At 61.3% G+C, this 21,197-nt stretch carries 19 protein-coding genes; 10 read left to right on the top strand and 9 right to left on the bottom strand.

Annotated elements, in window-relative coordinates; translation table 11 throughout:
- The first annotated feature begins 75 nt into the window (after window positions 1-75).
- The 3 genes from ACSQ36_RS03030 (at window position 76) to ACSQ36_RS03020 (ending at window position 2,111) form a co-directional block, all read left to right on the top strand.
- Window positions 76-1,266, top strand: a complete 1,191-nt coding sequence (locus tag ACSQ36_RS03030) for an SGNH/GDSL hydrolase family protein (RefSeq protein WP_436180858.1) — start codon at window positions 76-78, stop codon at window positions 1,264-1,266.
- A 351-nt stretch (window positions 1,267-1,617) separates the two neighbouring features.
- Window positions 1,618-1,842, top strand: a complete 225-nt coding sequence (locus tag ACSQ36_RS03025; protein WP_436180857.1) for a TA system antitoxin ParD family protein — start codon at window positions 1,618-1,620, stop codon at window positions 1,840-1,842.
- Window positions 1,839-2,111: a type II toxin-antitoxin system RelE/ParE family toxin gene (locus ACSQ36_RS03020; RefSeq protein WP_436180856.1), complete on the top strand. Its 273-nt coding sequence runs from the start codon at window positions 1,839-1,841 to the stop codon at window positions 2,109-2,111. Before ACSQ36_RS03025 ends, ACSQ36_RS03020 begins: the two co-directional genes overlap by 4 nt.
- Window positions 2,112-2,250: 139 nt before the next feature.
- Here the strand turns inward: ACSQ36_RS03020 and ACSQ36_RS03015 are convergent, their stop codons facing one another.
- From ACSQ36_RS03015 to ACSQ36_RS02980, 8 genes are all read right to left on the bottom strand, one after another.
- Window positions 2,251-3,273, bottom strand: coding sequence for an L-threonylcarbamoyladenylate synthase (locus ACSQ36_RS03015; protein WP_436180855.1), 1,023 nt, complete (start codon window positions 3,271-3,273; stop codon window positions 2,251-2,253).
- A 5-nt stretch (window positions 3,274-3,278) separates the two neighbouring features.
- Complete coding sequence (locus ACSQ36_RS03010; protein WP_436180854.1) at window positions 3,279-4,466, bottom strand: 5-(carboxyamino)imidazole ribonucleotide synthase; 1,188 nt, start codon at window positions 4,464-4,466, stop codon at window positions 3,279-3,281.
- A gap of 68 nt (window positions 4,467-4,534) precedes the next feature.
- Window positions 4,535-5,062 (bottom strand): 5-(carboxyamino)imidazole ribonucleotide mutase, encoded by a 528-nt coding sequence (purE, locus tag ACSQ36_RS03005; RefSeq protein ID WP_097265832.1) that lies wholly within the window; start codon window positions 5,060-5,062, stop codon window positions 4,535-4,537.
- A gap of 493 nt (window positions 5,063-5,555) precedes the next feature.
- The gene (locus tag ACSQ36_RS03000; RefSeq protein WP_436180853.1) at window positions 5,556-6,458 is read right to left on the bottom strand and encodes a phosphoribosylaminoimidazolesuccinocarboxamide synthase; all 903 of its coding nucleotides are present in this window, start codon (window positions 6,456-6,458) and stop codon (window positions 5,556-5,558) included.
- Window positions 6,459-7,848: 1,390 nt separating this feature from the next.
- Window positions 7,849-9,285 (bottom strand): pyruvate kinase, encoded by a 1,437-nt coding sequence (pyk, locus tag ACSQ36_RS02995; protein WP_213767647.1) that lies wholly within the window; start codon window positions 9,283-9,285, stop codon window positions 7,849-7,851.
- 427 nt (window positions 9,286-9,712) lie between these two features.
- On the bottom strand, window positions 9,713-10,903 hold the full coding sequence (locus ACSQ36_RS02990) for a phosphoglycerate kinase (RefSeq protein ID WP_436180852.1): 1,191 nt from the start codon (window positions 10,901-10,903) through the stop codon (window positions 9,713-9,715).
- 465 nt (window positions 10,904-11,368) lie between these two features.
- On the bottom strand, window positions 11,369-11,692 hold the full coding sequence (locus ACSQ36_RS02985; protein ID WP_436180851.1) for an AzlD domain-containing protein: 324 nt from the start codon (window positions 11,690-11,692) through the stop codon (window positions 11,369-11,371).
- Window positions 11,689-12,555, bottom strand: a complete 867-nt coding sequence (locus ACSQ36_RS02980; RefSeq protein ID WP_436180850.1) for an AzlC family ABC transporter permease — start codon at window positions 12,553-12,555, stop codon at window positions 11,689-11,691. Before ACSQ36_RS02980 ends, ACSQ36_RS02985 begins: the two co-directional genes overlap by 4 nt.
- Before the next feature lie 575 nt (window positions 12,556-13,130).
- Here ACSQ36_RS02980 and ACSQ36_RS02975 point away from each other — a divergent pair.
- The 7 genes from ACSQ36_RS02975 to moaC all read left to right on the top strand — a co-directional run bounded on the left by ACSQ36_RS02975 (window position 13,131) and on the right by moaC (window position 19,091).
- Window positions 13,131-14,054, top strand: a complete 924-nt coding sequence (locus tag ACSQ36_RS02975; protein WP_213767635.1) for a branched-chain amino acid transaminase — start codon at window positions 13,131-13,133, stop codon at window positions 14,052-14,054.
- A 138-nt stretch (window positions 14,055-14,192) separates the two neighbouring features.
- Window positions 14,193-14,387, top strand: a complete 195-nt coding sequence (locus ACSQ36_RS02970) for a zinc-finger domain-containing protein (RefSeq protein ID WP_047895834.1) — start codon at window positions 14,193-14,195, stop codon at window positions 14,385-14,387.
- Between the two features lie 274 nt (window positions 14,388-14,661).
- Window positions 14,662-15,711, top strand: coding sequence for a lipopolysaccharide heptosyltransferase II (gene waaF, locus ACSQ36_RS02965; RefSeq protein WP_213767634.1), 1,050 nt, complete (start codon window positions 14,662-14,664; stop codon window positions 15,709-15,711).
- Between the two features lie 303 nt (window positions 15,712-16,014).
- Window positions 16,015-16,461 (top strand): nuclear transport factor 2 family protein, encoded by a 447-nt coding sequence (locus tag ACSQ36_RS02960; protein WP_436180849.1) that lies wholly within the window; start codon window positions 16,015-16,017, stop codon window positions 16,459-16,461.
- A 123-nt stretch (window positions 16,462-16,584) separates the two neighbouring features.
- On the top strand, window positions 16,585-17,901 hold the full coding sequence (locus tag ACSQ36_RS02955) for a YheT family hydrolase (RefSeq protein WP_436180848.1): 1,317 nt from the start codon (window positions 16,585-16,587) through the stop codon (window positions 17,899-17,901).
- On the top strand, window positions 17,894-18,508 hold the full coding sequence (locus ACSQ36_RS02950) for a DUF2946 family protein (RefSeq protein ID WP_436180847.1): 615 nt from the start codon (window positions 17,894-17,896) through the stop codon (window positions 18,506-18,508). Before ACSQ36_RS02955 ends, ACSQ36_RS02950 begins: the two co-directional genes overlap by 8 nt.
- A gap of 103 nt (window positions 18,509-18,611) precedes the next feature.
- Window positions 18,612-19,091 (top strand): cyclic pyranopterin monophosphate synthase MoaC, encoded by a 480-nt coding sequence (gene moaC / locus ACSQ36_RS02945; RefSeq protein ID WP_213767631.1) that lies wholly within the window; start codon window positions 18,612-18,614, stop codon window positions 19,089-19,091.
- Window positions 19,092-19,299: 208 nt separating this feature from the next.
- On the opposite strand, the gene ACSQ36_RS02940 is transcribed toward moaC, so the two are convergent.
- A complete protein-coding gene (locus tag ACSQ36_RS02940) occupies window positions 19,300-21,120 on the bottom strand; it encodes a PglL family O-oligosaccharyltransferase (protein WP_436180846.1) in 1,821 nt (606 codons plus the stop codon).
- Window positions 21,121-21,197: the final 77 nt, after the last annotated feature.

The raw sequence follows: 21,197 nt of genomic DNA, 5'->3' as shown, positions 1-21,197 counted from the left end.
AGCCAGCCGACAGCAACCTCGAAGCGGCGTGCAGACCACATGACCAGATAAACGAGGAACGAGGAGATGAAGTCAATGAAACCCGCCCTGACGAAACCCGCCGCGCGTCAAACGCGCTGGCTGCTCGCTATCCAGACGGCCACTGCGTGCGCCGCGTTCGCCATGCTGGCCGCGTGCGGCGGTGGCAGCGATAACAACAATAACAACACGCCCGCGGGCGGCGTGAAACTGCAAGCGGTGTCGTTCGGCGACAGTCTCTCGGACGTCGGCACGTATGCACCGGTCGCAACGGCAAGCTTCGGCGGCGGCCGCTTCACGACGAACCCCGGCCAGATCTGGACCCAGAACGTGGCGCAGTATTACGGCAGCACGTTGACGGCGGCGAACACCGGCGGCTTTGGCATCCCGCTTTCGCCGGCCGGCGGTTTGGGCTATGCACAAGGCGGCTCACGCGTAACGTCGCAGCCGGGCGTTGGCCACGCCACGCCGGGCACGGCGAACGCCGACTTCGCGCAGGCCACGACTGTCCCGATCAACGACCAGGTGACCCAATACATTGGGACCTATGGCACGTTCAACGCGAACCAGCTCGTGCTGGTGAACGGCGGCGCCAACGACATCTTCTACAACCTGACCGTGGAGCAAGCGACTGCCGCCGACATCGAGGCCCAGCTCGCCGCGGGAACCATCACGCCGGCGCAGGCTACGGCAGCGGGCACTGCTGCGACGACCGCCGCGACGACCGCCATCAGCCAGGCGGCAATCGACCTGGCGACGGTCGTTGGCCGGGTGGTCCAAGCCGGCGCGACACACGTGGTGGTATCGGCGATTCCTGACATCGGCGGATCGCCTGAGGGCTTGGCCAGCGCCGATAAAGGCGTGACTTTGTCGCAAGTAACGCAGTTGTTCAACGGCACGCTGAAAGGCGCGCTGCAGCAGTCGGGCTTGTTGTCGAAGGTGGTCTATGTCGATGCCTACACCTGGGTCGACGGCATCCAGGCGAACTTTCAGGCGAACGGCTTCACGGTATCGAATACGGACACCGCCTGTAATCTCGCCGCGATGACCGCCGCCGCGACCAAGCTGGGCGAGCCGGACCCCTCGGCATTCGCTACGTCGCTGTTCTGCTCGCCGCAAACCTACACGGTGGCCGGCGCGGACCAGACGTATATGTACGCCGATACGGTCCACCCGACGACGCATCTGCATGCGCTGTTCTCCACGTACGTGGAGCAGCAGATTGCTGCGAGCGGGCTGGGGAAATAAGCGCGGCTGGATGAGCCGATGAAGTTGAAACGCCCGGTCGGAAGACCGGGCGTTTTGTTTTTTGGGGGGCATCGCATACTGCCCGGACTTCAACGGATTACGGCCGCTCGATCCAGCAGTGGCTCAATCGGTGCGGGAAGCGGCACGGGCCTTTGAGGACTTGGGTGCAAGCCTTGAAGAACGAGGCTTCGACGCATCCTCGATGCACGCAGCAATCGACGGCACACGCGGTTCGACCGTCTTTCCGAGGACGGCCGAGTTTGATCGGAAAGCCTAATCTACGATACGCATAGGTTGCAAAAGGTTGCATTATGACCCATGATGTATGCCCATCTTCAGGAGGCATTCATCATGGCCGTGGCACTCAAACTATCGGACGAACTGATCGAGATTGCGAAGCCGCATGCAGCGGCAAAACATCGCTCGGTCCCAAAGCAAATCGAGCATTGGGCGCGACTCGGGAAAGCGGTTGAAGAGAATCCTGAGCTTCCAGTCCAGTTCATCCAGGATACGCTCCTCGCGGTCGAAGAAGCTAAAGCGGGTCAGCTTGCGGAATATCAGTTCTCTTCGCGATGACGCGGAAAATTCTCGCGACCCCAACCTTTGATCGGGCCGCAAAGAAACTGCACGCCCGCGACAAGAAGATTTTGGAAGAGGCAATTCGTGAAGTTTTGGCAGGGCCAAGTATCGGCGTCGCCAAAAAGGGCGACTTGGCAGGCGTTTTCGTTCACAAATTCAAGCTCAACAAGCAAGAGGCTTTGCTGTCATATCAGTTTTCTCCAACCGAGTTGGTACTTTTGAGCTTGGGTTCCCACGAAAACTTTTACCGCGAACTCAAGCGATAGAAAGCCGGAGGTTTTTTTGCCACGCCACCTAGATAGTTTAGATACTTTTATGTATCTAAACTATCTAGGTGGCCTTAACCGATGATTTGAAAGGTTTTTTAGCTAATCCTGCTTTGCAGGACATCAACCCGCCGCGCCTCTACCCCTGCTCCTCAAACGCCGCCGCCGCACGCCCCAACCGGTCGTTCACCGCGCTCCATTCCGCCGATACCGGCAGCGTCTCGATCAGAATCCTCTCGACATCGGCGCAATCGAGCGCGCGCAGCAGACCGTACAGTTCGCGGGCGTAGCTCTGCGGATCGTCGGGCGCGGCGATGAAATGCACGTTCGGCGCGTCCGCCCATTTACCCGCGCTCGATGCCCGCGCGACCAGCGCCAGCTTCTTGCCGGCATCGAACGGATGCGCAGCGAGCAACGGTTCCAGCGCCGCGAACGGCAACAAGCTGAGCGGCGTGCGCGGCGCGTAATGCGCCTTCAGTGTGCCGGAGGCGCGTGGCGCGCTGGCGTCGGTGCCATCGGGCAGACGTGGCATCACGCCAAGCACATCGGCAATCTCGAGCGGACTCACATGTCCCGGCCGGAGCAACGCAGGAAAGCCCCGCGATAAATCCAGAATCGTCGATTCGATACCCACCTTCGCCGCCCCGCCATCGAGCACATGCACGCTTGCGCCGAATTCATCGCGGACATGTTGCGCCGTGGTCGGGCTGACGTGCCCGAACCGGTTCGCCGACGGCCCCGCCACACCGCCATGACCATCGCGCAGAGTGCTGAAGGTCGTGAGCAGCGCCTGCGCGACCGGATGCGACGGACAACGGATAGCGACGGAATCCTGCCCGCCGCTGACGGCCGCCGGCACGTGCGCCGCGCGCTTCAGGATCAGCGTGAGCGGGCCGGGCCAGAAGGCATCGATCAGTTTCTGCGCATCGGCGGAAAGGGATTGAACCCAGTACGCCGGGTCGCTGCCGGGCGCGAGATGCACGATCACCGGATGATTCGACGGCCGCCCTTTCGCCGCATAGATCCGTGCGATGGCCTCGGGATTCTCGGCATCGCCGCCCAGTCCGTAGACAGTTTCAGTCGGAAACGCGACGAGTTGCCCGGCGTCGAGCAACGCGGCCGCCTCCTGGATCTGCGCGACGGTGGGAGCTTCGAAAGTCATCAAGGTCAATCCAGCGCAATGTGCAGCATGCGGGCGCAATCGCGCGCCGCCGTGCGCACTTCTTCCAGCGTGGCGCCGGTGAAATTTACGTGGCCCATCTTCCGGCCGGCCCGCGCTTCCTCCTTGCCGTACAGATGCAGACGCGCGGTCGGCAACGCGATCACGTCATGCCACGGGGGCGTGCGCGCTTTCGTGCCTTCGAACCAGATGTCGCCGAGAATATTCAGCATGGCGGCCGGCGAATGCTGGCGCGTGTCGCCAAGCGGCATGCCGGTCATCGCGCGGACTTGCTGTTCGAACTGGCTGGTAGCGCAGGCATCGACGGTGTAATGGCCGGAATTATGCGGACGCGGCGCCATTTCATTGGCGATCAGCGTGCCGTCTTCCAGGATGAAAAACTCCACGCATAGCACGCCGACGTAATCCAGCTTTGCGGCGATCGTGAGCGCGGCGTCCTGTGCCTGGGCGACGAGCGCGGGCGACGCGTCCGGCGCCGGCACGACGGTCTTCGCCAGGATGCCGCCGACGTGTTCGTTCTGCGCGAGCGGAAAGACGACCGATTTCCCGTCGCCGGCACGCGCGATCAGCACGGACACCTCGAACTTGAGCGGCATGCGCTTTTCGAGCACGCAAGGCACGCCCGCGAGCGAACCGTACGCGGTGCGCACTTCATCGACGTTGCGCACGCTCGTCTGGCCTTTGCCGTCGTAGCCGAGACGCGCCGTTTTCAGAATGCCCGGCAGCACGGCGGCGATCTGTTCGTCGCTTAAAGCGGCCAGCGCCTCGGGCGACTCGATCACCACATGCGGCGCCACAGGCACGCCAGTGCTCGCGATAAACCGCTTCTCCGCCACGCGATCCTGCGCGATGGCGACGCACCGGCCGGCGGGGCTCACGAAGGTCGTTTTCGCGAGGAAATCGAGGCTGGCGGACGGCACGTTCTCGAATTCCGTCGATACCGCTGCGCACAAGCGCGCGAGTTCGGTCAGCGCGGCGGGGTCGTCGTAGGCGGCACGGATGTGTTTATCGGCGACGGACCCGGCCGGACTCGTCTCATCCGGATCGAGGACCGCCACGCGATAGCCCATGGACTGTGCGGCGAAACAGAACATGCGGCCGAGCTGGCCGCCGCCGACCATGCCGAGCCATGCGCCCGGCTGGATGGGAGAACTGGGTTGGGTGTGTGCGTTCATCTTGTGGGGTCGGTCAGTCGGTCTCGGGCCGGAAATAGTGCCGGAGGTGTTCCGTAAAACTGCTGCGTTTATAGCGGCGGGAGGACCATGGCGTGCGCCGCGTCGTTCTGGCGCGCGCGGAATGCCGCGAGTTTGTCCGCGTAAGCGGTTTGGGTGACAGCGAGTATGGAGACCGCGAACAACGCCGCGTTCGCCGCGCCCGCCTCGCCGATAGCAAACGTCGCCACAGGCACGCCCTTGGGCATCTGCACGATCGAATGCAACGAATCCACGCCCTTCAAATATTTGCTCGATACCGGCACGCCCAGCACCGGCACCGTGGTTTTGGCGGCGAGCATGCCCGGCAGATGCGCCGCGCCGCCCGCCCCCGCGATGATCGCGGCCAGCCCGCGCGTGCGAGCACTTTCGGCGTAGGCGAACATTTCGTCGGGCATGCGATGAGCCGACACCACCTTGGCTTCGTAAGGCACGCCGAATTCCTGAAGGATCGCGACCGCGTTTTTCATCACGTCCCAGTCGGAACTGGAACCCATTAACACGCCGATCAACGGTGCGTCATGCGTGTGGGCCGCGGTGGCGGTCTGGACTTCGCTCATCGTGCTGCATTCCTTTGGGGTGGACAGGCCTTTGGCGGCCTTTTTCGGGTGATGCGGATAGAAAGCATTTCAGTCGTCATGGAACGGCTTTCGGGACTGGGCGCTGCAGGGCCGGACGCCGGGGTCCGTTAATCGGGTCCGTTGCTTCGGCCCGGTTGCTTCGGTCCGTTGCTTCGGTCCGTTACTTCGGTCCGTTACTTCGGTCCGTTACTTCGGTCCGTTACTTCGGTCCGTTGCTTCGGTCCGTTGCTTCGGTCCGTTGCTTCGATCCGTTGCTTCGGTCCGTTGCTTCGATCCGTTGCTTCGGTCCGTTGCTTCGGTCCGTTGCTTCGATCCGTTGCTTCGGTCCGTTGCTTCGGTCCGTTGCTTCGGTCCGTTGCTCTCGTGCGCTGATTCCGGACAGCTTTTGCCGTCACCGTTATCACGTTTGAGCCACCGGACCCGCCCGCAGAATCGAGCGGAATTGCGCGCCAGGCCGGCCCCGCCTAAAAAATTACGCCAGCGACTGCCCGGTCAACCGTTGCAGCGCTTCTTCGTACTTCTCGGCCGTTTTCGCGATGACATCGTCGGGGAGCTTCGGCGCCGGAGGCGTTTTGCCCCACGATTGCGTTTCGAGCCAGTCGCGCACGAATTGTTTGTCGAACGATGGCGGGTTCGTGCCGACCTGATACCCGTCCGACGGCCAGAAACGCGATGAATCGGCCGTCAGCACTTCGTCCATCAGGAACAGTTCGCCGCGCGTGTCCAGCCCGAATTCGAACTTCGTGTCCGCGATGATGATGCCGCGCGTCGCCGCGTACTCGGCCGCTTCCTTATACAGCTTGATCGAAATCTCGCGGATGGTCGCCGAAAGTTCCGTGCCGATCCGGCGTTCCATCTCATCGTAGGTGATGTTTTCGTCGTGATGGCCCATTTCCGCCTTCGCTGCCGGCGTGAAAATCGGCTCGGGCAGCTTTTCGGCGTTCTTCAGGCCCGGCGGCAATGCGACGCCGCAGACCGAACCCGTTGCCTGATAGTCCTTCCAGCCGCTGCCGGCCAGATAACCGCGCACGACCGCTTCCACCAGGATTGGTTCGAGGCGCTTCACCACGACGGCGCGGCCTTTGACCTGATCGGCTTCATCGGCGGCGACGACCGTTGCCGGATCGATACCGGTATTGTGGTTCGGCACGATGTGCGAGAGCTTCGCGAACCAGAAATCGGCCATCTGGTTCAGGACACGGCCCTTGTTCGGAATGGGCTCGCCCATGATCACGTCGAACGCCGAGAGGCGGTCGGTCGTGACGATCAGGAGCTTGTCGTTGCCGACTGCGTAGTTGTCGCGGACCTTGCCGCGCCCCAGCAGGGGCAACGATTTCAGCGTGGATTCGTACAGCGGGGAATGTGAGGTGGACATCGTCATCTACCGGAAAAGTGCCGCAAATCAGGCTGAGAGAAAAAACCAACACGCCGTTCCCCGGAATTGCGGGAACGGCGGTTCGTGTCGGCTGGCCCTGTCATGCGCCCGGGGTCAGCCTTTGCATTCATTCTTCGTATTGATGCCCGGCGCAAAACCGGGCGACAAGCGCTACTCACCGCTATTGTAAACCGGTCGGGCGGACGACCCGGTTTTGGTTCATCGAGGGTAAGGTTTTCGGCGAAACCGCCCGCTATGCTGTTGAGGATGGCTATCTCAAAAAAAGTCGTCCAGTGGGCCAGTGGTCAGGGGTCAATGCCGGGGTGGTCGGTTTCGGCGGTAGTGGTCGGGGTCTATGCCGGGTTGCTGCTTTCAGTGTTAGCGGTCTGCGAGAGTCGGATATTCTCTTTATCACTATTAGCCACTGTGCGTGGCGGCACGTCATTTCTTTGTCCAAAGCGACAAAGAAACGAAGCAAAGAAAACGCTTTAACCGCTCTACCCTAAGTGTCCACAGCGTGCAGTTTTCATTCATAGGTGCCCCAAAAGCACGGTGCTCGCCAGAGCGACGGATGTGTGAAACCCTCCTTCTCCGAACACCGATACCCACACGCTTCGCCACCAGTGATTGAACCTGCCCAAGGACCACCCCGCGCTATCCGCGGACAACCGCCCGCCGAATTTGTACGCACCTCGAACCACGCCGCCAACCCACCAAGTAACAAAGCCCCAACAATGCGTAAGGCCGTAACCGACGAAAATAACGGTGTAGGCCGCGTAGCCAACTCACCAAAGACTGAGGCAGTAATACGCGTCGCGTCGAGCTGCGGTGGATCAAGCTGTGACCCGCGAGAAAAGCGAGCCGACCAAGCAGCCACCCCAAAAGACGCGTGAGGCCGTACCGGTTCCTTGGCCACACGTGCTTGCCCGAGAGCGTACGGGGCGAAGCGTGTTCGTGTCAGGATTCGTGAGAAGGAGGGGTTCAACCATCCGTGGCTCTGGCGAGCACCGTGCTTTTGGGGCACCTATGAATGAAAACTGCACGCTGTGGACACTTAGGGTAGCGTGGTTGAAAGCGTTTTCTTTGCTTCGTTTCTTTGTCGCTTTGGACAAAGAAATGACGTGCCGCCACGCACAGTGGCTAATAGTGATAAAGAGAATATCCGACTCTCGCAGACCACTAACGCCGAAAGACACCAACCCGGCATAGACCCCTGACCACTAACACTGAAAGCACCAACCCGGCAATAACCTCAACCGCTAACCCCAGAACCGACCAACCCAGCATAGACCCCGACCACTCCCCCGAAACCTCCCCGCCAGCATCCACCCCGAACCCGCCCCCCCAAAACCGTCCACCGGTGCGAACAAACCAACCACTGCGAACGAAATTAAAACGGATCTCCCACCCGCACGATCTTCATCGCGTTAGTCCCGCCGGCTTGCCCCATCGGCTCACCAACAGTCAACACGACCATATCGCCGCGAGCGGCATACCCCTTCGACACCACAACCTCCAGCGCCTGCTGAAGCGCAACATCGCGATCGGTGTTCGTATCCAGGTGCAACGACGTCACATTCCGATACAGCGCCATCGTCCGCTCACTGCCAATCCGCGGCGTCAGCGCAAAAATGGGCACATGCGACCAATGCCGCGACATCCACAACGCCGTCGCCCCCGACTCGGTCAAAGCAACAATCGCCTTCGCACCCAAGTGGTAAGCCGTGAACAACGCACCCATCGCAATGGATTGATCAATCCGCGTGAACGTGCGATCAAGGAAATCCTTGTCAAGCTCGCTCTGCTCAGACTTCTCGGCTTCGAGGCAAATGGCCGCCATCGTCTCGATGGTCGTCACCGGATACTTACCCGCCGCCGTCTCCGCCGACAACATCACCGCATCCGTCCCGTCCAGCACCGCATTCGCCACGTCGGATACTTCAGCACGGGTAGGCACGGGCGCATAGATCATCGACTCCATCATCTGCGTAGCCGTAATCACAAACTTGTTCGACTCGCGCGCCATCCGGATCATCCGCTTCTGCAACGCCGGCACAGCCGCATTACCCACTTCCACCGCGAGATCACCACGCGCCACCATGATGCCGTCCGACGCATCAAGAATGCCCTGCAATGCCGGAATGGCTTCCGCACGCTCGATCTTCGCGATCATCTTCGGCTTGATGCCATAAGGCGCGCCCGCGATGTTCGCCAGTTGCCGCGCCATCTCCATGTCCGTAGCGTTCTTCGGAAACGATACCGCCACAAAATCCGCACCAAGCGACATGGCCGTCTTGATGTCCTCCATGTCCTTCTCGGTCAACGCCGGCGCCGTCAGGCCGCCGCCCTGCCGGTTGATGCCCTTGTTGTTCGAAAGATCACCGCCCACTTTCACCGTGGTATGGATCTCTTCGCCAATCACACGGACCACGTCGAGCACGATCAGCCCGTCGTTCAGCAACAGGATGTCGCCCGCCCGCAAGTCGCGCGGCAAATCCGGGTAATCCAGGCCAACACGTTCATCATTGCCCAGCTCACAACGCGCATCGAGGATGAACGAATTGCCCGCAATCAACGTGATCTTGCCGTTTTCAAACTTGCCCACGCGAATCTTCGGGCCTTGCAAATCAGCCATCAACGCCACTTCACGGCCGCATTGCTTGGCGGCGTCGCGAACGTATTGCGCGCGCTGGCGATGATCGTCGGCCGTGCCGTGCGAGAAGTTGAAACGGACCACGTCGAGACCGGCCTGCATCATTTGCAGCAGGATCTCGGGGGTGCTGGAAGCGGGGCCGATAGTGGCGACAATCTTTGTAGCGCGATGCATGGAATTCCTCGTCTGGGTGGTATCGCCTGAAACAGCGCTGCGAGTACGGTGTGCCGACGGGGATGAAGATGTCTCCGCCTGCGAACGCGCGCCGGCTCGAGCCGGTGTCGCTTTGTGATAGCTATTCGATATCTGTCCGGCGACCGGAATCAGCGACGCACTCGCGCCACCAATCATGACCGCGGTTTCCTTCCTTACTTCCCGCTTTAAATTCGAACCACGCCGGGCCGGCGCCGCAGCGGAACGCTTCGACTTGGCCGGTGCGCGAGCGGGGCCGGGGTCAGGTTTCACCCCGACCGCCACCCTCGAACCAATTTCGGCCGCCACTGATAAACCCGCGTCAGCAGCCAACTCTTCTTTATCTGCAGCAACTTCAGCAACTACGGATTCAGGACGATTGCTCTTCGACGTGGCTCGTTTCATGGGCTCAGGCCCGCGATTCGAGTACTTCCACCGCCGGCAACGTCTTGCCTTCCAAAAACTCCAGGAACGCGCCGCCGCCAGTCGATATATAGCTGATTTTGTCGTGGATGCCGTACTTCTGGATGGCCGCGAGCGTGTCGCCGCCGCCTGCAATCGAGAACGCCGATGACTTCGCAATCGCATCCGCCAACGTCTTCGTGCCGTTGCCGAACTGGTCGAATTCGAACACGCCAACCGGGCCGTTCCACACGATCGTGCCCGCCTTCTCCAACTGCGCGGCAAGCGCCTTGGCGGTGTCCGGGCCGATATCGAGAATCAGGTCGTCGTCCTGCACCTGATCGACGGCTTTCGTTTCAGCCTTGGCAGTCGCGGCGAATTCCTTTGCAGTCACAACGTCGCTAGGAATGGGCACCGACGCCCCACGCGCTCGCGCTTCGCTGATGATGGTCTTGGCTTCATCGACGAGATCCTTCTCCGCCAGCGACTTGCCGATGTTCAATCCCGACGCGAGCATGAACGTATTGGCAATGCCGCCGCCCACGATCAGTTGATCCACCTTCTCCGCCAGCGACTTGAGGATGGTGAGTTTCGTCGATACCTTCGACCCCGCGACAATAGCAACCAGCGGGCGCTTCGGCTCGCCGAGGGCCTTGCCCAGTGCATCGAGTTCAGCGGCAAGCAGCGGACCGGCGCACGCCACGGGCGCGTATTTCGCCATGCCATGCGTGGTCGCTTCCGCACGATGCGCGGTGCCGAACGCGTCGTTCACGTAGATATCGCAGAGTTTGGCGAGCTTCTGTGACAGCGCGTCGTCGTTCTTCTTCTCACCCTTGTTGCAACGGCAGTTTTCAAGCAGCACGACCTGACCCGGCTGCACCTGCACGCCGTCAACCCAATCGGCGATCAGCGGCACATCGCGGCCAAGCAACTCGCCTAGACGCTTGGCCACTGGCGCAAGCGAATCTTCAGGCTTGAACTGCCCTTCCGTCGGGCGGCCGAGATGGGACGTGACCATCACGGCGGCGCCCGCTGCCAGCGCTTGCTGAATGGCCGGCACCGAGGCACGCACGCGGGTGTCTTCGGTGATATTGCCCTCATCGTCCTGCGGGACGTTGAGGTCGGCTCGGATGAAAACACGTTTGCCGGACACTTTGCCTTCGGCGACCAGATCGGTGAAACGCAATACTTTCGTCATGGGAGTCAGCGGGTGAGCGAGTAATTGGAAAGCGGTTCGGGCGAGTTGAATCTGCGCGCCGTGGATTTATGCCAGCGGGCTCACACAGGTCGCTACGGGGAAATTGAAGTGCTCAAAACCGTCCCGGCGATAAGCCGGCGTGCGCGCAACATCGCAAGGCGACCAGCACCAAGCGGAGGATTCGAACAGGTAAGGGACAATAAAACGAGGCGTGCCGCGCCTTTCGCCGGCGACCTGGATACCCAGGCGACGAGGCGTTGCAGCAGAGAATGGAGCGAGTGAAGCTGGTGTGCGGTGACTGCCGGATACACGTTTCGACCTCATTCGATACGACAGCGAGATCACCATTTTAACCGATACCCATGCCCGTCCGACGCAGGAAACGCAAATCCCCAGGATTCGGGATCGGCGAGTTTGCGATGGCTTGGATGACGCGCCGCATGACGCACCGCAGCAAAACCAGCGTCAAGCGAACAGCCGCAACACCGTGAAGACAATCATGCCGACGACAATCGTCCCCAGCATGCCGCGGCGCCAGAGAAACCAGGCGAGACCGCACAGGGAAGCGTAGAGCGCGTGATTCGAGAAAGAGATCGACAGGCCGGTCGGCGTAGTCAGAAGGTCGGGCACAACGACCGCAACCAGTGCCGCGGCCGGCGCGTAGCGCAGCGCGCGCTGCACGCGCTCCGGCAGGATCATGCGCTCGCCGCCCATCAGGAACAGCGCGCGCGTAACGCCCGTGATCAGCGCCATGCCTGCTATGGCCAGCCAGACTTGCGCGGCGCTCATCGGACGCTCCGGGCGCTCTTAGGGCTGACCGGTGATTTGCCGAAATCGGATGGCTGGATATCGAATGAAGGATCGAATGAGGGATTTAGTGGCTCGACGTCGGTGAGACGGGGCGCGGAGTTTTCCACACGCCTTGGCGCGCCGCTGGTTTGGTGGCCCAGCTTCTCCGCCATGACATCGACAAACGTTCCGGCGAGCAGGGCCGCCGCCACGGCCAGCGGTAATGAAAGCCGGTACGGCAGGTCCAGCGCAATCAGCGCGATCACGCTCGCCACGCCAACGGCCGCCAGCGTCGAGCGCGTCGCGATAGCCGAGACAATCAGCGGAATCAGCGCAAGCGTGCCGGCGAGTTCGAGGCCCCAGTTATCGGGGAAAAGACTCGCGAGCAGGATTCCCGCTATGGATGACACTTGCCACGAGGACCAGCTCGTCGCCGCCATGCCCCAGAAAAACGCCTCCTTGCCGGGCTGATAGCCAGTTGGGAAATTACGCTTCTGGAACATCAGGTAAATGATGTCGCCATTGAAATAACCGAGCACCAGTCGGCGGCGCAACGGCAAATAGGCGAAATGAGGCGCTAGCCCCGCACTGAAAATGACGAACCGCAGGTTGACCATGGCGGCGGTCAGCAGGATGGTCCAGAGCGGCAGCTTCGCGGCGAACAACGGCAGCACGGCCAGTTGCGACGATCCGGCATAGGCCGCGAGCGACATCCCGAGTGCCTGCGGCACGGTCAGCACGGACTTGGCCATCGCAATGCCGGTGACGAGACCCCACGAGAACGTGGCCGGAACTGCCGGGGAGAGGGTTTTGACGCCATCGAGAAACGCGCGTCGGTTCAGGTCTGACAGCCGGTCGAACATGGAGATGGGTGCGAGTCGCGGTGTACTTGTGCGGTTGAGCGGCGGATCCAATGGATGCGGTGAAGAACGGGCAGCCGGCCGGATGATTGCCGCAGACCGAGCCTGAATCGCTGTCTAAAACAACCAAAAACACAACCCAAAACACGACCCGAAACCGCCGCGCCGAGCCTTGAATCACGCCCAGTCTGGCGCTCTATCAAGCCAACCGATCCGAATGGCGGGCTTTCGTGCGTTCCTCACGGTTTGCTTTCGAACCGCAACATTGACTGCACCCTGAGCACATCGCGTGACGGTGAAAGGCAAATTATAGCGTCGTGAAAGGCGCCAAATGGCCGACAGCGCCCATTTTTTAATCGAAAAGACGCTAAAATGACGGTCTTTGGCCGCCCAGCCGCTTGCCGGTTTTGCGCTGAAATCCCGTGCCGCGCGCGCTGTTTCCGAACAGGCACCACGGACCGGAACAAGGCGCAGAAGGCTCGTCGTCATCGTCATGCCGGTTAATCGGACGACGAAATACGCTGGCGCAGACGGGCGACCCATTCAACATCTGCACACTACTCGCCAGGAGAAATCGTATGTCAATGGCCGACCGCGACGGCAAGATCTGGATGGATGGCAAGCTGATCGACTGGCGCGACGCCAACATCCACGTGCTCACCCACACGCTGCACTACGGCATGGGCGTTTTTGAAGGCGTGCGCGCCTACAAAACCGGCAACGGCACGTCGATCTTCCGCCTGAAAGACCACACCAAGCGCCTGCTCAACTCCGCCAAGATCTTCCAGATGGAAGTGCCGTTCGACCACGCAACGCTCGAAGCCGCGCAACTCGAAGTGGTCGGCGTGAACAAGCTGGAATCGTGCTACATCCGGCCGATCATCTGGGTGGGATCGGAGAAACTGGGGGTATCGGCGAAAGGCAACACCATTCACGTGGCAATCGCCGCGTGGCCGTGGGGCGCCTATCTCGGCGACGACGGCATTGCGAAGGGCATCCGCGTGAAGACGTCATCGTTCACGCGCCATCATGTGAATGTCGCCATGGTCCGCGCGAAAGCGTCAGGCTGGTACGTGAATTCGATTCTCGCGAATCAGGAAGCCATCACCGACGGTTACGACGAAGCACTGCTGCTCGACGTCGACGGCTATGTCTCCGAAGGCTCCGGCGAAAACTTCTTCCTCGTGAACAACGGCAAGCTGTACACGCCGGACCTGGCTTCGTGCCTGGACGGCATCACGCGCGACACGGTCATCACGCTCGCACGCGACTTCGGCATTCAGGTGATTGAAAAGCGCATCACCCGCGACGAGGTCTACACCTGCGACGAAGCGTTTTTCACCGGCACAGCCGCCGAAGTCACGCCGATCCGCGAGTTGGACAATCGCACCATCGGCGAAGGCAAACGTGGTCCGATCACGGAAAAGCTGCAAAGCGCTTTCTTCGATATCGTGAGCGGCAAGAACGAAAAGTACGCCGATTGGCTTGCGCAGGTTAAGTAACGCAACGAAGTAACTTAACGCGCAATCCGACACATGACGTGCGGCGGTGAGACGGGTTTTCAGGGTTTCCGGGTTTGAATTCCGGACTCGAAAGGCCCGATTCACCGCGTCCCCAGACTAGAACGAACGAGATTCCTCATGAGCGAACTGAAGGAAATGCCGCTGGTCCAGTTGTCGGCGAAAGATGTGCCGGCGTTTTGCCCGAACCCCAACATGCCGCGCTGGAGCACGCATCCGCGCGTTTTCCTCGATATTTCCCACGGCGAAGCACGTTGCCCGTATTGCGGCACGCGCTACAAGCTGAAAGACGGCGAAACGATCAAGGGTCATTGAATCTTCGTCTTCGCGAAGACCAAGCGGCGTGCGGTTTGAACCGCGCCGCCCGCCTGGTCTCCGCGGCCACTAGCAATGCTGTGCCGCAATCAGCCATGCTGCTGCCGATCCCGTTGAACACAACGCTCCGGCCGCACTCCATGTTTTGAAAGAACGCACAACACCGCGCCCCTACGCCGGACACGCTGGATGCCGGGCGCCCTCCCCCCATTGCCACAACGCGCCCGCCCACATAGTGTGAGCTGCGTTATTTTTGAGACTGGAACTTACATAGATGCGTCGCGCGTTGGTTATCGCACCGAACTGGATTGGTGACGCATTGATGGCGCAGCCGCTGTTTTCGCTGCTGAAGAAGTTGCATCCGCGCATTGTCATCGATGCTGTCGCGCCCACCTGGGTCGCGCCCGTGCTGGAACGCATGCCCGAGATCCACGACGTCTACGCCACCGATCTCGCCCACGGCAAGCTGCAAATGCTGCGTCGCTGGCAACTCGCGAGCGATCTGCGCGACGTAGGTTACGACGCCGCGTACGTGTTGCCGAACTCGTTCAAGTCGGCGCTGATTCCATGGATGGCGGGCGTCAATCTGCGGGTCGGCTATACGGGCGAAAGCCGTTATGGCCTGCTGAACGTGCGGCACGCGAATCCGGCCAAGGGTCAACGTCCGCCCATGGTGGGCCAGTACGCCGCCCTCGCCTACGCGCCGGGCGCGAAGTTGCCGTGGCTGCAGGAAAACGCCACGGTTCCCATGCCGGTACCACGGCTCGATGCCGACCTGAACGAAGCGGCGCGGGTCTCCACCCGCTTTAATCTCGATACTCGCGCGCCGCTCGTCGTGTTTTGTCCGGGCGCGGAATATGGTCCGGCAAAACGCTGGCCGCCGGAGCATTTCGCGGCGCTTGCGCAGTTCATCGCCCAGTCGTTTCCGTATGCGCGGATTGTCGCGCTCGGGTCGCCGAAAGATTCGCCCATCGCACAGGCCATTGCCGATCGTGCGCCGAACGTGCGTAACCTGTGCGGGCAAACGTCGCTCGGCGAAGCCTGCGCACTGATCTCGCGAGCCAGCGCCGTGGTCACCAACGATTCCGGCCTGATGCACGTGGCCGCCGCGCTGCGCCGCCCGCTGGTGGCCGTGTTCGGCTCGACCGACCCGCGCCACACACCGCCACTCTCCGATCTCGCAAAGGTACAATGGCTGCACCTCGAATGCAGTCCGTGCTTTGCCCGCGAGTGTCCGCTGGGTCATTTGAACTGTTTGCGTGAACTCGGCGCCGAGCAGGTTTTCGGCGATCTACGCGGCATGTTGATGATGCAGCGTCATTGAAACGGGTTGGGCTGAAGCGGCTTCGGCGCCACGGCTCATGCTGATCGAGCAAGCCTGGGCCGCCGCTTCAGCTTCAAAGACTGCTTCATGACTTCGTCAGGGCAGCCGTCTGCCACGTCATGATCACCGGCGCCGTGACCGCGTCCTGCCGATTCCCAATCGGTGGAACGTTTGCGGTGTCCGTGGTTCCTGACATGCCAATGTCCCTAAGCCGGGGCATGCTTTTGAAACTTGACCGAACCGTGGCGCTCACTGTCCGAGAACATCCGGCGCCATGCATCGACCGTTAGAGACCCACTAGCCATGCCACGTTTTGCCCGCCTATTCGAAGCCGCCGCCGATACCCTCAACGCCTATTACCAGGCTGTCGCGGAGAGCAATATCGACAGCATCATGGCGCTCTGGATCGACGAGGAATTCGCCACCTTCATTTGTGCGGACGGCTCGCATCTGAGCGGCCTGGACAGCATTCGCGCGGGCCTTTCCACACAATTGGGGAACCGGCCAGTCACGGTCGAGCCGCTCGATATCCGCGTATACGACAGTCTCGGCACCGTGGTCTACGCCATCGCCGAAGCGCATCAGCCCGTCGAACCGGGCAGCTCACCCACCATGGTGTTCAGCACCTATGTGATGGTCCACGAACGTGGCGAATGGCGCATTGCACATGTCCACGCTAGTGCGATGCCAGACGAAGCCGCAGGACAAATTGCTGCAAAAATGCGACATGGACAAGGTCCGCTGCATTGACATCGGTTTTGCGGGTACGCTGGGCAGGGTAGCCGGCGTCCGCGGTTCGACGATTGCCTGGCCAGACTGATCGGCAGACCGTCGCCATCCGTTCGCATCCTGCATCCTGTTTGAAGACGCGCCATGAAACGCGATCACGCTCATCTCCTTCCTAACGCTCCGGCGCTGGATGCCTCGTCTGCGCTTGAGCAGACCGCTTCGGCCGCTCTCGACGCAGTGAGCCAAACAACGCTTGAACCATTGGCCGAATGGCTGTATCGAGCGCCAAGATGGCTGCCCACCGCGCACGCGCAGACTATCGTGCCGGCGTTGTTCGCACAGCGGCCGGCGGTGAAATACCGGCGGGAACGATGGACAACCCCGGACGGCGATTTCATCGATCTCGACTGGCTGGCTTATGACGTCGATGGTGAAGGTGAAGGTGGCAAACACGCTCATTCCAGTGCTGCCACCGCGAACGCCTCGCCCCCTGTTGCACCGCGCGCGCTTCGAAACGCAGTCGCCACATCGTTCGATGAAACCGCGCCCTTGCACGATGGTGCTGGCCGCGACACGGCAGCGGCGCGAGGAACGAATCCCCCTCCCGACCCGGCCGCACCGCTTTTTGTCTTGTTCCACGGACTTGAAGGCAGCTCGGACTCCCACTATGCACGCGTGCTGATGGCCGAAGCGAAGGCGCGCGGCTGGTTCGGCGTCGTGCCGCATTTCCGCAGTTGCGGCGGCTCGATGAATCTCCTGCCGCGCTTCTACCATCTCGCCGATAGCGCCGAAGTCGACTGGGTCCTGCGTCGATTGAAGGCGCAACATGCCGGGCCGGTGATCGCGGCGGGGGTATCGCTGGGCGGCAACGTGTTGCTGCGCTGGTTGTGCGAGCAGGAACAGGATGCGGCCGCCATTCTCGACGCCGCCGCCGCGATCTCCGCACCGCTTGACGTCCACGCCGGCGGTCACGCGATATCGCAGGGTTTCGGCATGGTCTACACGCGCAGCTTTCTCAAGACGCTCAAGCGCAAGGCACTGGCGAAACTCGACCAGTATCCGGGCCTGTTCGACCGCGACGCCATGCTCGCGGCCCGCACCATGCACGCCTTCGATAACGCCGTGACCGCGCCGGTCCACGGTTTCCGCGATACCGACGATTATTGGACCCGTGCCACCACGCGGCCCTATTTGCCGCGCATCGCGATTCCAACGCTGCTTCTGAACGCCCGCAACGATCCGTTCCTGCCTGGGCGGGTGTTGCCGTCGGCGACAGAAGTTTCCGCGGCCGTGACGCTCGATCAACCCGCGCATGGTGGGCACGTCGGGTTTATGACCGGGCCGTTTCCGGGGCGGATCGACTGGTTGTCGCAGCGGGTGTTCGGCTATTTGCAAACCTATGTGCGTCCCGTGGATCAGGTTCATCACGTGGCACACCAAACGGATTCCGAGCATGGATGAGATTGTCAAACAGGCGCTGGCCAAATGGCCCAACGTCCCGCATTGCACCGGCTGGCTGCTGCTTGATCGCCGCGGCCAGTGGCGCATGCGCGACGACGCCACGCAGGCGGCCGGTCTTCCCGGCGATATCATCCGGCACGACGCGTTGCTGGGCTTCATCAATCGCAACTACGCCGCCGATGCCGACGGTCAGTGGTTCTTTCAAAACGGCCCGCAGCGCGTGTATGTGGAATTGGGTTACACGCCGTGGATCGTGCGGCTGAGTGAAATTGACGGCGCGCTGGATGGCGCGACAGCTGGCGCGCTGCGGCTGACCGATCACGCGGGTGGGCGGTTTGAGCCGACGGCGGTTTGGCTCGACGATGAAGGCGGCGTGCTGTTTTCAGATGGCGCCGATGCGTCGGACGCTCCCCGTACTCCACGCGTCGCCGCGTTGCACGATCACGATCTCGATCTGTTTTCCACACACGCCGATCTCGATGATAACGGCGGCGTATTCCATTTCGCGGCTGGCCTCGACCTGACGTTGGGGCGTATCGATCGAGCCGATGTGCCGGGCAAGTTTGGCTTTGTCACCAGCCCGGCAGCGAAAGCGGCGGCCTTGTAAAGCGAAAGCGAAAACGACTTGAAAGGCTTATCGTAGCGGCGTGTGCGCGCCTGGATCACCCGCGTGCCGCTGTTATGATGAGCGCCCGTTGCAAGGAGAGGTTATGTCCGGACTTACACATTTCGACGCTTCTGGCGAAGCTCACATGGTCGATGTCGGCGACAAAAGCGAGACGCGTCGGGTCGCCATCGCGCGCGGCTCGATCGTCATGCTGCCGGCCACGCTTGCGTTGATCCGCGACGGCAAGGCTAAAAAAGGCGATGTGCTCGGCGTCGCGCGCATCGCAGCGATTCAGGGCGCGAAACGCACCTCCGATCTGATTCCGTTGTGCCATCCGCTGGCATTGACGCGGGTGGCGGTGGATTTTTCCATCGATGAAAACCTGCCCGGCGTATTTTGCGAAGTACGTGTTGAAACGGTCGGGCGCACAGGCGTGGAGATGGAAGCGCTGACCGCCGTTCAGGTGGGATTGCTGACGGTTTATGACATGTGCAAAGCGGTGGATCGTGGGATGACGATCACTGATGTGAAGGTGCTGGAGAAGCACGGCGGGAAATCGGGGGATTGGGTGGCGGGGAGCTGATCACGGGGCGCCTGAATATCGACGCGTGCACGGATCCTTGGTCAATCGCTGTCGCTGCCTGATAACCCGCATTGGAAACCGACAATGCTTAGCTGAGAAAAAGGCAGTTCCAACTTTCACGTCGGAACTGCCTTTGTTTTTAACCGCAATCGATCTCTTCGACTTCAAGACGCTCGGCCGCAGCGAGGCCGGCGATCAAACCGCTGTCTCAATCATCGTCGTCGTCACTATCATCGTCAGTAGTCGACGGCGTAGGCACGCCATACTTCTTCATCAACTCGGCCTTGAACCCGGCCAGCGGCTTACCTTGATCGTCAAGTAACTGATAAACATCCGACAGTTGTTGCGGCCAGTCGTGCAGCTCGGTGGAGAATATCTTCAACCGTGCGATGGTATCGAGCGCGTCCTGCGACTGTCCGGCCAGTGCCTGCAACACCGCATAGCGTCGCAATACAGTTTCCCCCGGCAACAACGCCAGCGCCTGACGATGCATCACGAGCTTGGTGGCGAGGTCCTGGCTGTTCATCGGCAGCAACGTCGCGGCGCCATACTCACCCCAGGCGCCAAACAAAAACGACGGATCCGCCCGATACTGCTCAGCCGGCTGCGAACCGTAATAGAGCACTTCCGAGCGGTTGTAGTCGCGCAAGATGGGATACAGCGAAGCGAGCCCGAGCACCACCAGCACAACATACAACCCATAGGAAAACGACCGCGAGACCCACCGCAACGGCCGCGTCTCCAGCAAGCCAAAAATCAGCATCGCGGGCATCAGATAGAACATGTACTGCTGCGGATACTCGACCAGCGCATGCATCATCAGCACGCCCAGCAGCGACAGCGCGAAGATCCGCGCAGGCGTATGCGGTGCACGCAGCACTCGCACAAGCCAGCACACCACGCTGAACAACACGATCGCCATGCCGAGCAGACCGGTTTTCGCCAGCACGTCGATAAAGATATCGTGCGAATTGTTCGCGATCTCCACCCCGCCAAGCTCACGCACGAACTCGAACTGATGCAGCGGGAACTCCCCCCAGCCAACACCCAGCAACGGATGCGTCAGGAACATGGTCCAGCCGTACTTCCAGAGCGCAAGCCGCGGCGCGATCTGGTTCGCGTCCTGCATCCGTTCCGCCGCCGATTGGCCAAGTTCGAGCTGAAAACGCAAGTTCGCCCAGCGAATGGCTGCGTTCACGGCGAAGAACAATACGAGCAGCACGATCGGAATCAGCCATGCGCGCGTTTTGCTGCGAGCGGCGCGGCTGTCGGGACCATCCGGGTCGTCGGCCACGGTCGAACGGCCCTGAATAAAGGCCATCCAGAATCCCGCGAGCACGATCACGCCCATCTGCAACCATGGTCCCCGCGACACGGTCAACGCCAGGCCGGCTGAAAATATTGCGGAGAGGATGAGCCATATGATCACCGGCAGGCGTCGGGTTTGCACCAGATACAGCGCACCCGCCGTCGCGAACGCAATGTACGTGGCAAGGTGATTCGCCTGCGCCATGTTGCCGAACGGCCGCCGTTCAATCGCAACGTTGTAGGCCACCACGAACGGCGAAAACTTCGCCTCCATATGGAACAACTGCACGACCTGACAGAACACGGCGAACAGGCCACCGACTATCAACGCCGCCGCGCCCCAGCGCAACGCCTTCTCGCCCAGACCTGCGCGCACGAAGCCATAACCCGTATGCACCGCGATAAACGATGCCAGCAAATAGCCGCCGCCAAGCCAGTTCATCGACGGCTGCGACACCGGCAAAACCACCGTCTGCGCCACGAGCAGCAAACCGAGCACAAGCGGCATCAACGCGATGACCGGCGTCGCGAACGGCACACGCGGTTCGGACAAACGCACGGTCAACGCCATTCCCCCGCCAAGCATCAGGAACAGTGCAAGCGCGCTGAACTCGGCATAGAAGGTCGGAATGGGATAGGTGTGGTTGACGACCGAGAACGGGATCGTCAGTGCCAGACAGAGGACAGCAAGAGAAAGGTAGCGCGCGATGTTTGAAGGCATGTGGGGTCGGGAACGTCGGCAACCGGCGCACTATACAAAAAATTACCCTTGCTGTGCGGTACCTGGCATGAAATGCG

It is taken from the genome of Caballeronia sp. LjRoot34 (genome assembly GCF_964253815.1).
Classification (GTDB): domain Bacteria; phylum Pseudomonadota; class Gammaproteobacteria; order Burkholderiales; family Burkholderiaceae; genus Caballeronia.
This window is presented reverse-complemented; position numbering and strand designations above follow the sequence as displayed.

Coding starts and splice junctions, on each gene's coding strand:
- ACSQ36_RS02990 (WP_436180852.1), bottom strand. CDS start 10,903: ATGACGAAAGTATTGCGTTTCACCGATCTGGTCGCCGAAGGCAAAGTG.
- ACSQ36_RS03030 (WP_436180858.1), top strand. CDS start 76: ATGAAACCCGCCCTGACGAAACCCGCCGCGCGTCAAACGCGCTGGCTG.
- ACSQ36_RS02940 (WP_436180846.1), bottom strand. CDS start 21,120: ATGCCTTCAAACATCGCGCGCTACCTTTCTCTTGCTGTCCTCTGTCTG.
- moaC (WP_213767631.1), top strand. CDS start 18,612: ATGTCCGGACTTACACATTTCGACGCTTCTGGCGAAGCTCACATGGTC.
- ACSQ36_RS02985 (WP_436180851.1), bottom strand. CDS start 11,692: ATGAGCGCCGCGCAAGTCTGGCTGGCCATAGCAGGCATGGCGCTGATC.
- ACSQ36_RS03025 (WP_436180857.1), top strand. CDS start 1,618: ATGGCCGTGGCACTCAAACTATCGGACGAACTGATCGAGATTGCGAAG.
- ACSQ36_RS02980 (WP_436180850.1), bottom strand. CDS start 12,555: ATGTTCGACCGGCTGTCAGACCTGAACCGACGCGCGTTTCTCGATGGC.
- ACSQ36_RS02970 (WP_047895834.1), top strand. CDS start 14,193: ATGAGCGAACTGAAGGAAATGCCGCTGGTCCAGTTGTCGGCGAAAGAT.
- ACSQ36_RS03020 (WP_436180856.1), top strand. CDS start 1,839: ATGACGCGGAAAATTCTCGCGACCCCAACCTTTGATCGGGCCGCAAAG.
- ACSQ36_RS03015 (WP_436180855.1), bottom strand. CDS start 3,273: ATGACTTTCGAAGCTCCCACCGTCGCGCAGATCCAGGAGGCGGCCGCG.
- ACSQ36_RS02950 (WP_436180847.1), top strand. CDS start 17,894: ATGGATGAGATTGTCAAACAGGCGCTGGCCAAATGGCCCAACGTCCCG.
- pyk (WP_213767647.1), bottom strand. CDS start 9,285: ATGCATCGCGCTACAAAGATTGTCGCCACTATCGGCCCCGCTTCCAGC.
- ACSQ36_RS02975 (WP_213767635.1), top strand. CDS start 13,131: ATGTCAATGGCCGACCGCGACGGCAAGATCTGGATGGATGGCAAGCTG.
- ACSQ36_RS02960 (WP_436180849.1), top strand. CDS start 16,015: ATGCCACGTTTTGCCCGCCTATTCGAAGCCGCCGCCGATACCCTCAAC.
- ACSQ36_RS03000 (WP_436180853.1), bottom strand. CDS start 6,458: ATGTCCACCTCACATTCCCCGCTGTACGAATCCACGCTGAAATCGTTG.
- purE (WP_097265832.1), bottom strand. CDS start 5,062: ATGAGCGAAGTCCAGACCGCCACCGCGGCCCACACGCATGACGCACCG.
- ACSQ36_RS02955 (WP_436180848.1), top strand. CDS start 16,585: ATGAAACGCGATCACGCTCATCTCCTTCCTAACGCTCCGGCGCTGGAT.
- waaF (WP_213767634.1), top strand. CDS start 14,662: ATGCGTCGCGCGTTGGTTATCGCACCGAACTGGATTGGTGACGCATTG.
- ACSQ36_RS03010 (WP_436180854.1), bottom strand. CDS start 4,466: ATGAACGCACACACCCAACCCAGTTCTCCCATCCAGCCGGGCGCATGG.